At 49.1% G+C, this 15661-nt stretch carries 16 protein-coding genes and 1 tRNA gene; 11 read left to right on the top strand and 6 right to left on the bottom strand.

The window, feature by feature from the left end; all coding sequences use genetic code 11:
• Window positions 1-56: 56 nt before the first annotated feature.
• Window positions 57-617 carry a pseudouridine synthase gene (locus HMPREF1028_RS06780; RefSeq protein ID WP_009312071.1) on the bottom strand — a complete coding sequence of 187 codons (561 nt, stop codon included), beginning with the start codon at window positions 615-617 and terminating at the stop codon, window positions 57-59.
• A gap of 165 nt (window positions 618-782) precedes the next feature.
• Here HMPREF1028_RS06780 and HMPREF1028_RS06775 point away from each other — a divergent pair.
• A tRNA-Ser gene (locus HMPREF1028_RS06775) sits at window positions 783-875 on the top strand.
• 232 nt (window positions 876-1107) lie between these two features.
• On the opposite strand, the gene HMPREF1028_RS06770 is transcribed toward HMPREF1028_RS06775, so the two are convergent.
• Window positions 1108-1566 carry a cytochrome c gene (locus HMPREF1028_RS06770; protein ID WP_003763338.1) on the bottom strand — a complete coding sequence of 153 codons (459 nt, stop codon included), beginning with the start codon at window positions 1564-1566 and terminating at the stop codon, window positions 1108-1110.
• A gap of 126 nt (window positions 1567-1692) precedes the next feature.
• Between HMPREF1028_RS06770 and HMPREF1028_RS06765 the strand changes: the two genes are divergently transcribed.
• The 5 genes from HMPREF1028_RS06765 to HMPREF1028_RS06745 all read left to right on the top strand — a co-directional run bounded on the left by HMPREF1028_RS06765 (window position 1693) and on the right by HMPREF1028_RS06745 (window position 6611).
• Entirely contained in the window at window positions 1693-2520 is an 828-nt protein-coding gene (locus tag HMPREF1028_RS06765) for an SDR family oxidoreductase (protein ID WP_009312070.1), read from the top strand.
• Between the two features lie 133 nt (window positions 2521-2653).
• Window positions 2654-3130, top strand: coding sequence for a Fur family transcriptional regulator (locus HMPREF1028_RS06760; RefSeq protein WP_003744587.1), 477 nt, complete (start codon window positions 2654-2656; stop codon window positions 3128-3130).
• Window positions 3118-4047, top strand: a complete 930-nt coding sequence (locus HMPREF1028_RS06755; protein WP_009312069.1) for a GTP-binding protein — start codon at window positions 3118-3120, stop codon at window positions 4045-4047. Before HMPREF1028_RS06760 ends, HMPREF1028_RS06755 begins: the two co-directional genes overlap by 13 nt.
• Before the next feature lie 160 nt (window positions 4048-4207).
• Window positions 4208-5500, top strand: coding sequence for an AAA family ATPase (locus HMPREF1028_RS06750; protein WP_009312068.1), 1293 nt, complete (start codon window positions 4208-4210; stop codon window positions 5498-5500).
• A 58-nt stretch (window positions 5501-5558) separates the two neighbouring features.
• Window positions 5559-6611 carry an ABC transporter permease subunit gene (locus HMPREF1028_RS06745; protein WP_009312067.1) on the top strand — a complete coding sequence of 351 codons (1053 nt, stop codon included), beginning with the start codon at window positions 5559-5561 and terminating at the stop codon, window positions 6609-6611.
• Between the two features lie 48 nt (window positions 6612-6659).
• On the opposite strand, the gene HMPREF1028_RS06740 is transcribed toward HMPREF1028_RS06745, so the two are convergent.
• Complete coding sequence (locus HMPREF1028_RS06740; protein WP_009312066.1) at window positions 6660-7106, bottom strand: hypothetical protein; 447 nt, start codon at window positions 7104-7106, stop codon at window positions 6660-6662.
• A complete protein-coding gene (locus HMPREF1028_RS06735) occupies window positions 7099-7572 on the bottom strand; it encodes a hypothetical protein (protein ID WP_009312065.1) in 474 nt (157 codons plus the stop codon). Before HMPREF1028_RS06735 ends, HMPREF1028_RS06740 begins: the two co-directional genes overlap by 8 nt.
• 142 nt (window positions 7573-7714) lie before the next feature.
• On the opposite strand from HMPREF1028_RS06735, the gene HMPREF1028_RS06730 reads away from it, so the two are divergent.
• The 5 genes from HMPREF1028_RS06730 to trxA all read left to right on the top strand — a co-directional run bounded on the left by HMPREF1028_RS06730 (window position 7715) and on the right by trxA (window position 13097).
• Complete coding sequence (locus HMPREF1028_RS06730) at window positions 7715-8095, top strand: helix-turn-helix transcriptional regulator (RefSeq protein WP_036529308.1); 381 nt, start codon at window positions 7715-7717, stop codon at window positions 8093-8095.
• A 67-nt stretch (window positions 8096-8162) separates the two neighbouring features.
• On the top strand, window positions 8163-9179 hold the full coding sequence (locus HMPREF1028_RS06725) for an ABC transporter permease (protein WP_009312063.1): 1017 nt from the start codon (window positions 8163-8165) through the stop codon (window positions 9177-9179).
• 153 nt (window positions 9180-9332) lie between these two features.
• Entirely contained in the window at window positions 9333-10874 is a 1542-nt protein-coding gene (locus tag HMPREF1028_RS06720) for a fatty acid--CoA ligase (RefSeq protein WP_009312062.1), read from the top strand.
• Between the two features lie 192 nt (window positions 10875-11066).
• On the top strand, window positions 11067-12614 hold the full coding sequence (locus tag HMPREF1028_RS06715; protein ID WP_009312061.1) for a dipeptide ABC transporter ATP-binding protein: 1548 nt from the start codon (window positions 11067-11069) through the stop codon (window positions 12612-12614).
• Window positions 12615-12764: 150 nt separating this feature from the next.
• Window positions 12765-13097: a thioredoxin TrxA gene (gene trxA / locus HMPREF1028_RS06710; protein WP_009312060.1), complete on the top strand. Its 333-nt coding sequence runs from the start codon at window positions 12765-12767 to the stop codon at window positions 13095-13097.
• Between the two features lie 381 nt (window positions 13098-13478).
• Here the strand turns inward: trxA and HMPREF1028_RS06705 are convergent, their stop codons facing one another.
• Complete coding sequence (locus tag HMPREF1028_RS06705; RefSeq protein WP_009312059.1) at window positions 13479-14738, bottom strand: RsmB/NOP family class I SAM-dependent RNA methyltransferase; 1260 nt, start codon at window positions 14736-14738, stop codon at window positions 13479-13481.
• A gap of 70 nt (window positions 14739-14808) precedes the next feature.
• The gene (locus tag HMPREF1028_RS06700) at window positions 14809-15660 is read right to left on the bottom strand and encodes a DUF1853 family protein (protein ID WP_009312058.1); all 852 of its coding nucleotides are present in this window, start codon (window positions 15658-15660) and stop codon (window positions 14809-14811) included.
• Between the last annotated feature and the right edge of the window lies 1 nt (window position 15661).

Genomic DNA, 15661 nt, shown 5'->3' with positions numbered 1-15661 from the left:
TCTTTTTCGTTATCAGCCAATCAATTTCAGCCAATTAATTTATAAACAGCCATCCATCAAGGCTTATGCGGCGCAAACGTCCATTGACCAAGCGGCAGGCCCAAATCAAACACGTTCAGACGACCTATTGCCACCCTGACCAAACGCAGGCACGGAAAACCCGCCTTAGCCGTCATCCGCCTGACTTGCCGGTTTTTTCCTTCCGAAATCCGAATTTCCACCCAAAAATCAGGCACGGACTTGCGCACGCGGATAGGCGGCACGCGCGGCCATAAAACATCTGCTTCGTCCGCTTCCAACACGCGAACCTTTGCCGGACGAGTGACAAAATCGCCCAAATCCACTCCGCGCCGCAGCATATCCAGCTTCGCTTCGTCGGGCGAACCTTCCACCTGCGCCCAATAAGTTTTCTCCAGCTTAAACTTAGGATCTGCAATCCGCGCCTGCAAACGCCCGTCGTTCGTCAACAGCAGCAAACCCTCGCTGTCCGTATCCAAGCGTCCCGCCGGATAAAAGTCCGGCAGCACCACATAATCTTTCAAACACCCATACTTTTCATGCGTCGAAAACTGGCAAATCACGCCATAAGGCTTGTTCAATACGATTAAATCATTCATTTTCATCACATCCTGAAACCAAGCATGAATTGTACCAGCCGTCGCATACGGGCTACAATTTCACGCTTCTTTATATTTTATACAAATGATTTCATACGGTTAAAAAATACCCTGAAGCCCAGCTTGACACGCCCGAGTCAAACCAGTATATTACGCACTTCCTTAGGAGTAATGGCTGAGAGGCTGAAGGCACTTCCCTGCTAAGGAAGCATGTGGGGTCAACCTGCATCGAGGGTTCGAATCCCTCTTACTCCGCCACCATACGAAAACCCGTCGATTATCTGACGGGTTTTCTTTTTAGCGTTTTTGTGAAAACAAGGATAACTGACAGGCAAACCGTCAAACTTGACGTTTACGGAACATGAAAGCGTTTGCACGAAGGCTGGATTGCCGTTGAAGCCGATTATTAAGCACGGCAATCATTAAAAATCAAAAAAAGGTCGTCTGAAACCGGATTTCAGACGACCTTTTTGTATGTCAGTGCAGCGGCTTATTCTTCCGGAGCGCGGAAGGTGTCGTGGCAGGATTTGCAGCTTGCGCCGGTTTCGCCGTAAGCGGCTTTGATTTCTTCCAGCTTGCCGGTTTGCGCGGCGGCGTTCAGTTTTTCAACGGCAGCGGCGAATTTGTCCTCTTCGGCTTTGAATTTGGCCGCATCAGACCAAACCGCAGGCAGGGCGCGGCCGTTGCCTTTGTCGTCAGATTGGAAGAAGGTGAAAGGTTTTTTGCTGGTTTCGGCAAAAGTTGCCGCAGCCTGCTTGAATTTTTCCACGTCGTAAGGTTCTTCGCCTTTTACCATTTTGCCCATGCTGGAGAACTCGGGCATCATGGATTTGAACGCGGTGGTACGGTCTTCGGAGATCGGACCTTTGGGTTGCGCAGGTGCGCCGCCACCGCAGGCGGCAAGGGTCAGGGCAGCGAGCAGCGCCGCTGAGAAGAGTTTGGTATTCATGGCTTTGGTGTCCTGTGATAGTATTTTGTTATTCATATTTTTCAGACGACATCCGAAGAGGTCGTCTGAAAAGTTGCAATCATACCTGAAATGGGTTTACAAAACGAGAAAAGAAAGGAAATAGTTATGGCGATTTTGGTTACCGGCGCGTCTGCTGGTTTCGGCGAGGCGATGTGCCGCACGTTTGTACAGGCCGGTTATTCCGTTATCGGCGCGGCACGGCGCGGCGAGAAACTGCAGGCATTGGCATCCGAATTGGGCGAGCGGTTTTATCCTTTGGAAATGGACGTTTCGCGTACCGAGTCGATACGCAACGCGCTCGACAGCCTGCCTGAAAATTTTGCCGAAATCGATTGCCTGATCAACAACGCCGGATTGGCGTTGGGTTTGGAAACAGCGGACAAAGCAGATTTCGGCGATTGGGAAACCATGATTCAAACAAATATCGTCGGTCTGACTTTCCTGACGCGCCAAATCCTGCCGCAAATGGCGGAGCGCAAACAAGGCTATATCATGAATCTGGGTTCGATTGCCGGCAGCTATGCCTACGAGGGCAGCAACGTGTACGGCGCGACCAAGGCGTTTGTGCGCCAGTTCAGCATGAACCTGCGCGCGGAATTGGCGGATAAAAACATCCGCGTCACCAACATCGAGCCGGGTTTGTGCGGCGGTACCGAGTTTTCCAATGTCCGCTTTAAGGGCGATGACGAGCGGGCGGAAAAGGTTTATGAAAACGTCGAATCCATCCGACCGCAAGACATCGCGGATACGGCTTTGTGGCTCTATCAGCGTCCGGCGCACATGAACGTCAACTCCATCGAAATCATGCCCGTCGCCCAAACGTTTGCCGGTATGAAAGTGATCCGCAATACGCTGCCCGTGCCCGCACAGGCGGAAAGTTTCGAGAAACAGAGTATGTCTTTGTTTGCACGGATTAAGTCGTGGTTCAAATAGGCAGATTGGATGGGATGGGTCGTCTGAACGGTGGCGCTCGGGTTCAGACGACCTCCGAATATCTGCATCTTACATAAACACGTTATAATGTAATCCTCTCCGTTCAGAATTTTAAGGTCGTCTGAAAGCCTTTATGAAACACGCAATCAAACAAAAAATCCTCGAACAGGCACGCCGTGACGGCGTACAGGTAACCGCTTTGCGCGAGCAGGTGCTCGATATCGTTTTGCAGCAAAGCGGCGTGATTAAAGCCTACAACGTCTTGTCGCAGATGCAGCAGCAGAGCGAGGGCGTGGTTGCGCCGCCGACGGCCTACCGCGCCCTTGATTTTTGGGCGGAGCAGGGCGTTTTGCACAAAGTGGCGGCGGTCAACGGCTATATTTTGTGCAGCCACGCGCAGCACGAGTGCGACGACCATTGCCACGACCACGAAGAAGCCGAAGCGCACCATAGCGCGTTTATTTTGGTCTGCACCGAATGCGGCACGGCGGACGAACAAACCCTGAGCCACGAATGGGCGGCACTGCGCGCAGGCGTTGCCGAAAGCGGCTTTGCGCTGAAAGAAGAACACGTTGTTTTAACTGGAATCTGTAAAAAATGTCAGAAGTGAAAAAAACTAAAATCCACCTGATTTCAGGTTTTCTGGGAACAGGCAAAACCACCGCGCTCAAAAGCCTGATGGAGCAAAAAGACCCGAACGAAAAATGGGTCATCATCGTCAACGAGTTTGGCGAAATCGGTATTGACGGCGCCGTATTGAGCGACAACGGCATCCCCGTGGCAGAAATCGCCGGCGGCTGTTTGTGTTGTACCGCCGGCCCGCAAATGGGCGTAACCGTACAGAAAATGCTGCGCGACGCCAAGCCCGACCGCCTGATGATTGAGGCAAGCGGACTGGCACACGCCGCCAGTGTCATTGACGAATTGAAAGCCAAACCGCTGGACAGTCTTCTGGAAATCGGCGCCGTCTTTACCGTCGTCGATCCGCGCCAGTTCATCAACCCCGATTACGCGCAGCAGGCGTTGTATAAAGACCAAATCGGCATCTGCGACGTATTGGTCGCCAGCAAAACCGATTTATGCACCCCCGAACAGCTTGCCGAATTTCATGACAAAGCGGCAAAACTGTTCCCACCCAAAGCCAAAGTGGTCGAAGTCCAAAACGCACAGCTCGACATCCAATGGCTTGACATTCCCGTTATCGAAAAATCACGTTACCGTCTCAAAGCCCTGCCGGACAACACCATGGGCTTCCAGTCGCAAGGTTTCACATTCCCCGCCGGACGCGATTTCGACGGCGAAAAATTGACCAACTTCTTCAACGACCTGACCAAATTCACAGACGGCCTCGTCCGCGCCAAAGGCGTGTTCCAAGTGCTCGGCACATGGGTGTGGCTCAACTGGGTGGACGGGCAATGGGGCGCCAACCAAGTCTCATGGCGCCGCGACTCGCGCTTCGAGCTGATTGCCAAGTCGTTTGACGCGGATTTGATTGAGAAGAAACTGCAAGAGGCTTTGGAGAAATAAGGAAGGTCGTCTGAAAAGTTTATTGCATTAAAGCTTGTAAAAATAATAGTTAGGGCAGACATCAATGTAAGATTGTGTCTATTCATGTATTATTGAATATGATTACCAAATTTACGAGCTACTGCGAACCTGTAAAGAATCAATACTTAGAAAGAGAAATATGAAAATTACAGAAGTTTTTACTCCTAAAAGTAGTGCTATAAATCCTATGATGTATGTCGCGCGCCCTCAATTAGAAAGTAAATTGAAACGAGCTATTGAAAGGGATTTTCACACTCTAATTTATGGAGAGAGTGGTAATGGAAAATCATGGCTTTACAAAAAGGTTTTAACGGAAGAAGGAGTACCATATAAGATAGTAAACTTAGGTACTGCAGCTAGAAATGGTTCTATTTCACAGGAGATTTTTAATGTCATTTCTCCGTTAGATTTTTATGAAAAAACAGGGTACAGCGAAACTAAACAGACAGGAATTTCTGCTGGTTTTAATCTTGGAGTAAAGGCAGAAGTTGGAGGTAAGATAAATCATGTAGGACAATATTCAATTAGATCTAATGATATTTTGCTTAAAGCATTTAATTTATTTAATAATGCGCATAAAGATCAAAGAAAATTTATTGTATTGGATAATTTAGAGGCTATTTTTAATAATGAAAATTTAATGGATGAGTTAGCAAATATTATTTTGCTACTTGATGATGAAAGATATTCTATATATAAGGTGTATTTCTTGCTTGTGGGAACCCCTAATGGAGTTTTACAATATTTTAGAAAAACTAAAAATACGGAATCAGTATCAAATAGAATAAAAGAAATGGATGAAGTTGGAGGTTTATCTATTAAACAAGTGCAATATATTATTGAAAATGGTTTAAATCTATTAGGATTTATAATTTCTAAGGAAGAACTTAATTTTTTGATTAACCATGTTTTCAATGTGACTTTGGGAATTGCACAACGAGTTCAAGAATATGGTGAACAATTAGCGTACGCAATCCAAGATAATAATAATATGTATGATAAGGAACTAATTAAGATTGCTGATTATGAATGGCTTAAAGATGGATTAAAAGAATGTTATCAGCAAATTGAAAATAATCTAAATAGTATCAATACGGAGATAGCTAGGAAAAATCAAGTTATTTATTGCATAGCAAAAATTGAAGCTCATCAGTTTAATTCAAATGATATTACATCTTTAATTAAAGAGGAGTTTCCACAGACAATTCCTGAAACTAATATGGGTATTGGTAATATTCTTTCGGAATTAAGTAAAGGAGATTCTCCATTAATAATTAGAAATAATAAAGTTAATTCTTATTCAATAAAAGATCCAAAATATTTAATGTGTATTAGGATAATGCTTAGAAAAAGTTATGATAGTAAAAAAGTTGAAAAATTAAACTTTGGACAGTTTGCACAGAGAGGTTTAGATTTTGGAGATTCTGAGTAAGAAGAAAATGTATTATCAATATATTGTTGCTTGCTAAAATAATTTAAAGATACCAAATATGTACCGTTACATCTCCCACCGCCTCTTACTCTTAATCCCCACGCTGTTGGGGATTTTGGCGATTACTTTTGCCGTTATCCAATTTGTGCCGGGCGGGCCGGTCGAGCAGATGGTGCAGCAGTTGACGCATGGTGCGGTCAGCGGCGAGACGGCGAATGCGACGGCGGGCAATATCATGAAAAACGGCAACCGCATCAGTCCGGAAGATTTGGCGGCGTTGAATGCGCTGTACGGTTTCGATAAGCCGCCGCTGACGCGGTTTGCGGATATGGTGTGGCGGTTTGCCCGTTTTGATTTGGGCAAGAGTTTTTTCCATCATGAAACCGTGTTCGAGCTGGTCAAACAGAAAATGCCGGTGTCGATGAGCTTGGGCTTGTGGACGTTTTTCCTGACTTATCTGATTTGTATCCCGTTGGGCATTGCCAAGGCGGTGCGCGACGGCAGCCGTTTTGACGCGGTAACGGGGATGGTAGTGCTGGTCGGTTATACCATACCGCCGTTTGTGTTGGGTTTGGTGCTGCTGGTGTTATTCGGCGGCGGCAGCTTTTTTGCGTGGTTCCCGCAGGGCGGGTTGGTCGGCGATGATTTCGATACGTTGTCGTGGGCGGGCAAAATTAAGGATTATCTGTGGCACATGGCGCTGCCGATTACGGCTTCGGTGGCGGGCAGTCTGGCGGTAACGACGGTGTTGACGAAAAACGTGTTTCTTGAAGAAATCCGCCGCCAATATGTCTATACTGCCCGCGCCAAGGGTTTGCCGGAAAAACAGATTTTGTGGAAACACGTTTTCCGCAACGCGATGATTCCGCTGATTACCGGCTTTCCCGCTGCCTTTATCGGCGCGTTTTTCACCGGCAGCCTGCTGATTGAAACCTTGTTCTCGCTCGACGGGCTGGGGCTGCTTTCCTACGAGGCGGTGATGAAGCGCGATTATCCGGTGGTGATGGGAACGCTGTATGTGTTCACGCTGATGGGTTTGCTGGCGAAATTGGTGTCGGATATTTCTTATTCGTGGGTCGATCCGCGCATTCATTTCGGCGGACAGAAATAGGTCGTCTGAAAAAAAACATTCAGACGACCTATTAATTAACTTACAAATTCAAATAATATCAAAACCACATTTGTTTATATATTCATTGACTGGAGATATTTCTTGCGATACCGTTGGAGGGCATATTGTTACAATTTTTGCAAAATTTACATCATCAGAAGTAACAAATAAACTACCTCCTAAATTATTGGATTTTTTTGGCATCGGTATAAGTACATATACTCCGTCAATTAGTATCAGAAATTTATGAGCTATTTCTGTTTGATTATATTTAACAATATATTTGACTTTATAAACCGGTTTTTTACCTGATATATTATCAAACGGAGTAGAAGGAAGCCAATCCTCATCAAAATCTTCGAAATTCGAATCGCGCTCTATTCTTAGATTAACATCAGAACGATAAATAAACAGTCCTCGATTTTCATTTCTCTGCCATTCATCAGGATTAGAGTTTTTTAAGATCTCATCGATCTCATTTATTGTATTAATCATTCAATATTCCTTCTTGTTTAAATTTAGGAACTAAATAATTGGATAGCATATGACGATAAGCGCCAGCAAAAAAACGACATTCATCAATAAAATCAGCAGGATTAAAACCTTTGCCATATCTATACACTGCCCTGGCTGAAAAAACGCATATACTCTGCTCTTTATCAAGCCTTATGTAAGACCGTATGTTAAATCTTTTATTCATTTCGTTTATTAGATTAAGAATAAAACGTTCATTGTTCTCAAATTCGTTATAAGTACATAGAGCAGTATTTTCTCCTATATCGAACTGCTTTTCTTTAGGATCAAGTCCAATAAGCACACCTTCTGAATTTAGTTCTATCATCCAATAATATGAATCTGAATCAGAGAGATATTGTGCTTCTTTGATATCGATATAGGCATTTTTGAAAATATTTGTTATTTTCTGACTGGTAACGAATTCTGGGTCAATCAGTTCATACATATTGTTTCCTTTTTTAAATAAGTTGTAAGTAGCAATGCGTTTGCCAGCGCAATAATATGATATACTACTAAAAAAATCGAGCCACCAACAAATTATCCATTAGCCCACCCGAAAAGTATCAAAAAGTATTGAAGTGAATATTATGCAAATTAACGAAAAAATCAAGAAAGTTCGAGAATTGAGTCGACTTACACAAGAGGAAATGGCTTCCCGGTTAAATATGTCTACCAATGGCTATGCTAAGATTGAACAGGGAAAAACGAGAATGAATATTCCAATGTTGGAGCGGATTACTACCATATTGGGTATTAATTTGATGGAGTTGCTGAAGGCTGATGATAGAAGCCTGATTTATTTAATTAATAAAAATATTCAATATGATGGCAATCATTATGCAAACGAAAGTACTATAAAGTTAGAAAAATTGCAACTTATACTGGATCACAAGAATGAGTTGTTACTACAAAAAGAACGTGAAATCGAAGCATTGAAATTGGCACTATCTGCTTTTCAAAATGTATAATTTCATGTCTATATCCTTATATATCAGGCCGACTGAAAATTTTCAGTCGGCCTGATAATAACAAGCTATGAGTAAACATTTTTCTTACTGGCAGGCATTCAAGCAACACAAACGCGGCTGGTTCGCGCTGCGGGTTTTGGCCGTTTTGTTTGCCGTCGCGCTGCTTGCGCCTTTGTGGAGCAACGACAAGCCCTTGTGGATACGTTATCAGGGCGAATATTATTTTCCGCTGGTAAACGAATACAACGAAACCGTGTTCGGCGGCGATTTCGATACGCCTGCCGATTACCTCGACCCGCTGATACGCGGCAACATCACATCAAACGGCAATTACGCCGTTTATCTGCCCAATCCCTACGATGCCGATACGCTTAATGATTTCGACACGCAGCCGGACCCTGCAAGTCCGTCCGAAAGGCACTTGCTCGGCACGGACGACCGCGGTCGCGATGTCTTGGCGCGTTTGGTTTACGGATTCCGCGATTCCCTGTTGTTTGCCCTTGCATTGACCTTTGTAACGACCGTAATCGGCGTGATCACCGGCGCGGTGCAGGGTTATTTCGGCGGCAAGACCGACCTTTTGATGCAGCGTTTTATCGAAATCTGGGGCGGGATGCCGGAGCTTTATCTGCTGATTATCCTGTCTTCGTTTTTTAATCCCAGTTTGTTGATTTTGCTGGTGTTGCTGTCGCTGTTCGGCTGGATGGGGCTGTCGGACTACGTCCGCGCCGAGTTTTTGAAAAACCGTCAGGCGGATTACGTTTTGGCGGCGCGTTCGATGGGCGTGGCCAACCGCGCGATTATGTGGCGGCACATCCTGCCCAACAGCCTGACGCCCGTATTGGCGTTTCTGCCTTTCCGCATCTCCGGCGCGGTGCTTGCGCTGACCAGCTTGGATTTCCTCGGTTTGGGCGTTCCCGCGTCGCAGGCGAGCTTGGGCGAACTCTTGGCGCAGGGTAAGGACAACTTGGACGCTTGGTGGATAGGCTTGTCCACCGTCGGTACGCTGACGGTTATGCTGCTTTTGCTGGTGATGATAGGCGAGGGCTTGCGTCAGGCGTTTGACGTGCGCGCGAGGGGATGATTTTCCGTATTGCGGATGAATATAAAATAGCCGATAGCTCATTTTCCTGCTATATAGATGGCTTTTCAGGCCGAGCTTGTTTTCAGGGCGAAAAACCTGTTTATGGGCGCGACCGCAAAAATATTTTACTCACTTAATTTTTGAAGAATTCCAATGAATCAAACACACAACACAAATTTCTACGAAATGCTGGCCGCTGCCTGCCGTAAAAACGGCAAAGGTACTGCGGTGTTCAACGACAAAGAAAAAACCACCTACCATGCACTCAAGCAGGAAGTCGATGCCGTAGCCGCATATCTGCAAAATATGGGCGTCAAGTTCGGCGACAAAGTGGCTTTGGCGGTATCCAATTCGCCCGAATTTATCAGCGCCTATTTTGCCGTATCCGCCATCGGCGCGGTTGCCGTACCGATGAATACGTTTTTGAAAAACAACGAATACGCGTATATTTTGAACGACTGCAAAGCGCGGTTTATGTTTGCGTCGGCAGGTTTGCAGAAAGAATTGAAGGGGCTGAAGAAGCAGACCCGTGTCGAGAAAATCATTTGGATAGGCGAGGCGAAAGCGGCGGACGAAGCCGATGTGCGTTTTGAAGAAGCGCGCCGTTTTTCGGGTGCGCCCGATTTGAGCCGCCAACCGAAAATCGATGATTTGGCGCATATTATTTACACTTCCGGCACGACAGGCCACCCTAAAGGCGCATTAATCAGCTATGGCAACCTGTTTTCCAACCTTGAAGGCATCGAGCGCATCTTTAAGATTACCAAACGCGACCGCTTCGTCGTGTTCCTGCCGATGTTCCACAGCTTTACGCTGACGGCCATGGTGTTGCTGCCGATTTATATGGCGTGTTCGATTATTTTGGTGAAATCCGTTTTCCCGTTCTCCAACGTTTTGAAACAGGTTTTATTCAAACGCGCGACCGTGTTTTTGGGTGTGCCCGCGATTTACACCGCCATGAGCAAAGCGAAAATCCCTTGGTATTTCAGATGGTTCAACCGCGTCCGTCTGTTTATCAGCGGCGGCGCGCCTTTGGCGGAACAAACCATCCTTGATTTTAAAGCGAAGTTCCCGCGCGCCAAGCTTTTGGAAGGCTACGGCTTGAGCGAATGCTCGCCCGTTGTCGCCGTCAACACGCCCGAAAGGCAAAAAGCCCGCAGCGTCGGCATCGCCTTGCCCGGATTGGAAGTCAAAGCCGTCAACGACGAATTGGTCGAAGTGCCGACGGGCGAAGTGGGCGAACTCATCGTCAAAGGCGGTTCGGTCATGCAGGGCTACCTGAATATGCGCGATGCCACGGACGAAGCCATCGTCAACGGATGGCTGAAAACAGGCGATTTTGTCACGATAGACGAAGATGGCTTTATCTTTATCGTCGATCGTAAAAAAGACCTGATTATTTCCAAAGGGCAAAACGTTTATCCGCGCGAAATCGAAGAGGCGATTTACAAACTCGACGCCGTCGAAGCCGCAGCCGTCATCGGCGTGAAAGACCAATACGCCGATGAAGAAATCATCGCCTTTATCCAACTCAAAGACGGTGAAACGTTGGACGAAGCCGACGTGCGCGCCCATTTGCGCGGACATTTGGCGAATTTCAAAATCCCCAAACAGATTTACTTTAAAGACGAACTGCCGAAAAATGCCACGGGCAAAGTGTTGAAACGGGTGTTGAAAGAGCAGTTTCAGAAATAATAAGCGTTCAGACGACCTCGGTTTGCGGGTTTGAATCAGAGGTCGTCTGAAAAGCAGAAAGCCGATGTTTGTTGGGCGCGTTTCTTGTAAACCATCAGATATGGCTTATTGCTTCGTAAAGATTTCTGCCCGTGCGGCGGGTATTGCCGATTTGATTCCAACCGTTTTCCGTTTTTAGACGACCTCGATACCATGACGAAACCCATCCTTGAAATTGAAAACCTAAACGCCTTTTTCCCCGGCAAGCAAGTCCTGCACGATGTCAGCCTGACCGTACAGACCGGCAGGAAACTGGCATTGGTCGGCGAGAGCGGCAGCGGTAAAACCGTGTTGGCGCAGGGCATTATGCGGCTGAATCCGCTGGTGTCGTTTGAAGGTCGTCTGAAATTCGACAGCAACGATTTGCTGACCCAATCCGAACGCGCCCTGCAAAAGCTGCGCGGGCGGGAAATCGGCATGGTGTTTCAAGAACCGATGACCGCGCTCAACCCCGTGATGCGCGTCGGCGCGCAGATTGCCGAAGTGCTGACCCTGCATCTGGGTTTGGACAAAAAACAGGCATGGGCGAGGGCGGTCGAACTTTTGGCGGAAACCGGCATCCGCGAGCCTGAGCAGAAAGCCTTTGCCTATCCCTTCCAGCTTTCTGGCGGACAGCGGCAGCGGGCGATGATTGCGATGGCGGTTGCCGCCGAACCCAAGCTCTTGATTGCCGACGAACCGACCACCGCCTTGGATGTCGCCGTGCAGGCGCAGATTCTCGATTTGTTGGCGCGCTTGCAGCAGGCGCACAACATGACCATGCTCTACATCACCCACGACCTGAACCTTGTCCGCCGCTTTGCGGACGACGTCGCCGTGATGCGCGGCGGACGCATTGTCGAAACGGGCGCAGCGGCGGAAGTGTTCGCCCGTCCGCAACACGAATATACGAAAATGCTGTTGAACGCCGGTGCCGCACGCAAGGTCGTGCCTTTGGCGGGCAATCCTGCCACCGTCTTGCAGGCGGAGCAGCTTTCCGTTGCCGTCAAAGAAACGGCGGGCTGGTTCAAAAAACGCAGCAAAACCCTGCTGGAGCCGGTGTCCTTCGATTTGAAAGCGGGCGAAACGCTGGGCATCATCGGCGAAAGCGGCTGCGGCAAAACCACGCTGGCAAAAGCCGTCATGCACCTTATCGACGCGGAAGGTCGTCTGAAAATCAACGGCGAAGCTTGGACGCGCGAATCGAGGCGCGACATCCAAATGGTGTTCCAAGACCCGTTCGGCGCATTCAACCCGCGCATGAACGTCTTTAATATCGTTTCCGAAGCCCTGCGCGTCCACGAACCCGATTTGTCCCGCGCAGAAATGCGGCAGCGCGTGCAAGACGTATTGCGTCAGGTCGGACTGCCCGAAGACGCGCTCGAACGCTATCCGCACGCCTTTTCCGGCGGACAACGCCAGCGGCTCGCCATCGCCCGTGCCATCATCGTCCGCCCGAAAATCCTCGTTTTGGACGAACCCACCAGCGCGCTCGACGTACAATGGCAGCAACAGATTCTGGAGCTGCTCGCCGATTTGCAGAAAAAACACGGTCTCAGCCTCATCATCATCAGCCACGACCTCGCCGTCATCCGCGCCCTGTCGCACCGCGTGATGGTGCTGAAAGACGGCAAAATCGTTGAAGAGGGCGGCTGCGAAACCGTATTTGCCAACCCTTCCAGCGATTACACGCGCCATCTGATGAGCTTTAGGGCAGGCTGACCGATCGGGCAGGTCGTCTGAAAAACATTAGCCAATCCCGATGGCAACCTTACAAAAAAGCTATTACACTTTTGCGACACTTGAAATTTTCAGCCCCAAGCCCTATTCTGCACAACATCTGATTCAATTTGACACAAAAAGGAAAAACTCATGAGCAGCGAACTGATTATCCACACTACTGATGCAAATTTCGAACAAGACGTTTTGAAATCCGACGTTCCCGTATTGCTCGACTTCTGGGCACCTTGGTGCGGCCCTTGCAAAATGATCGCTCCGATCTTGGACGACATCGCCGCCGAATTTGAAGGTCGTCTGAAAGTCGTCAAACTCAACATCGACGAAAACGAAGCCACCCCCGCCAAATTCGGCGTGCGCGGTATTCCGACGTTGATGGTGTTCAAAAACGGCGAAAACGTCGCCACCAAAGTCGGCGCTTTGGCAAAAGGTCAATTGACCGCATTTGTAAACGCTTCTTTGGCTTAAGTTTCAACAACGCAAAAGGTCGTCTGAAAATGTTCAGACGACCTTTTTGTATGTTTGGATTTTAGGGAAACGGGATGCTTTACCTATTCTCTTCTTTATCGTTCGAGGATTTCGGCAAACGGGCATTGCCCGATTAAATTCGCTTTAATCTGCGCTAAAAAGGTCGTCTGAAAACCTAGTATCAGGTTTTCAGACGACCTTTCGTATAGTGGATTAACTTTAAACCAGTACGGCGTTACCTCGCCTTAGCTCAAAGAGAACGATTCTCTAAGGTGCTGAAGCACCAAGTGAATCGGTTCCGTACTATCTGTACTGTCTGCGGCTTCGTCGCCTTGTCCTGATTTAGTTAATCCACTATATATTTACGCCTTGTTTGAACATTTATTCCTTGCGTTGCAAAACGGCGGCGAAGAATCCGTCGGTTTGGTGTTTTGCCGAATCGAGGCGCAGGTACTTGCCGGTGTTCAAATCGATTTTCAAACCGGCGAGCAATTCGGCGCAGTCGAGGAGTTCGTATTCCGAGTGTTCTTCCAAAAAGCGTTCGACCTGCATTTCGTTTTCTTCGGGCAACACGCTGCAAGTGGCGTAAACCAGCCTGCCTTGCGGTTTGACCAGTTTGGCGGCGGCATCGAGGATGCTGTGTTGCTGTTCCAAAAGTTTGGCGACGGTTTCGGGCGATTGGCGGTATTTGAGGTCTGGGTTGCGGCGCAGTGTGCCTAAGCCGGAGCAGGGGGCATCGACCAAAACGCGGTCGGCTTTGCCGGTCAGGCGGGCGATGCGGCCGTCGTGTTCGCTGCTGATGCGTTCGGGGTGGATATTGGTCAGTCCGGCGCGGGTCATGCGGGGCTTGAGGTTGGCAAGGCGTTTTTCGGCGATGTCGAAGGCGTAGATTCTGCCTTTGTTTGCCATTTGCGCGCCGACGGCGAGGGTTTTGCCGCCTGCGCCGGCGCAGAAATCGACGATGATTTCGCCGCGTTTGGCACCGACGAGCAGGGCGAGGAGCTGGCTGCCTTCGTCTTGGACTTCAAGCGTGCCGTCTAAAAACAATTCGTGTTTGTTGAGGGCGATTTTGTTTTTCAGGCGGATGCCCCAAGGGGAATAGGGCGTGGCTTCTGCGTCGGGGCTTTCGGCTTGAAGCAGGGGCAGCACTTTGTCGCGTCTGCCTTTAAGCGTGTTGACACGGATGTCGAGCGGCGCGGCTTGGTTGATGCTGCGGCCGAAGGCAAGGATTTCTTCCTCACTGAAATGTTTTTGCAGTTGTTCCACCAGCCATTGCGGCAATTCGGCGGCGGTATGGAGGTCGTCTGAAAATTCGGTTTTGCGCGCTTTGAGGCTGCTGAGAAACTCGGTTTCTTCTTCGTCGAGCAGGTCTTTGATTTGGCTGATGTTGGTGCTTCTGCCGAGGACGAGCGCGGCAAGCGCGGCTTTGCGCGGCTGGGCATGCGGACGGCGCAGGACGGTACTGATTTTTTGATAATGGCGCAGGGCGGCGAAGGCGGTTTCGGCAATTTCGTGGCGGTCTTGGCGGCCGAGTTTTTTGTATTCGCGGAAGTAGGCGGACAAAACGGCATCGGCAGGCTGTTTGAAAGTCAGCATGTCAGCCAGCACTTTGGCGGTATGGTCGAGTTGGATCGGGGTCATGGTGGGTTCGCAATCGGGGGAAAGGCTTGGATTATACTGGAAAGGTCGTCTGAAAACGTTGAATCGGGTTTCAGACGACCTTCATGATGCGTTCGATTTCATGCCAAAAGCCGTCGGGGCGCAATTCGAGTTTGGCGATTAAACCGCTTTCGATTTGGCGGATGTCTCGCTCGGACAGGGTTTGCGCCTCGGCGACGCGGGCGGGGGCGAGGTATGCCATGCGGTCGATGAAGTGGTAGCGTGCGCCCTCGTGGGTCGGATATGCCGACCAGTCGCGGATGAAGATTCCGCGCCAGCAGTATGGGTTCAGCGGGGCTTCGGCGGAATCTGCGCCGACTGGGAAAAAGCCGATACCGCGTATGATTGAGGCGGGTTGCGGCGCGTCGGGGAGACGGTTTTGCCGAAGGGTTTCGCTGCCTTCGGAGGAATGAAGCAGGGCAAGCTGGCGGGGCAGTTTGGCGGCTTTGGCGGCGAGGGTGTCTTTGGGATTGAGTCCGCACAGGTCTGCGGATTTGCCGCTGCCGCTGCCGTAATATTTGCAGGTCAGTTCGATATGATAGGGTTTGCCGTTGATGGAGGCGATGAAATCGGCGGCGCCTTGCGTGAGGTCGTCTGAAAACACGGGCAGGTTATAGGCGTGCAATTCGGTATGCGGTGCATGGGCGAACCAAAATACGAGCAGGCGTTCGGCGTAGATGCCGAGTCGGTTGCCGAAGGGGGCGTGTTCGGCGAGATAGTCGTCTAAGGGGGAGGGATTGCCGTCCAAATCCAAAAGATAGCGGAAGCCGTGTTCGCCCAATAGTGTGCGGACGCTCAATTCGCAGCCGCTTTGCCAAAGTGGCGGGGCAGTCAGCAGAGTGGCGAGGGCGCGGACGGACGGGTTGGTGAGTTTCCACCATAGGGCATCTAGGGCGTAGTTCATG

Source organism: Neisseria sp. GT4A_CT1, from assembly GCF_000227275.1.
GTDB lineage: Bacteria > Pseudomonadota > Gammaproteobacteria > Burkholderiales > Neisseriaceae > Neisseria.
The sequence above is the reverse complement of the archived record's forward strand: the minus strand, read 5'-3'. Positions and strand labels throughout refer to the sequence as shown.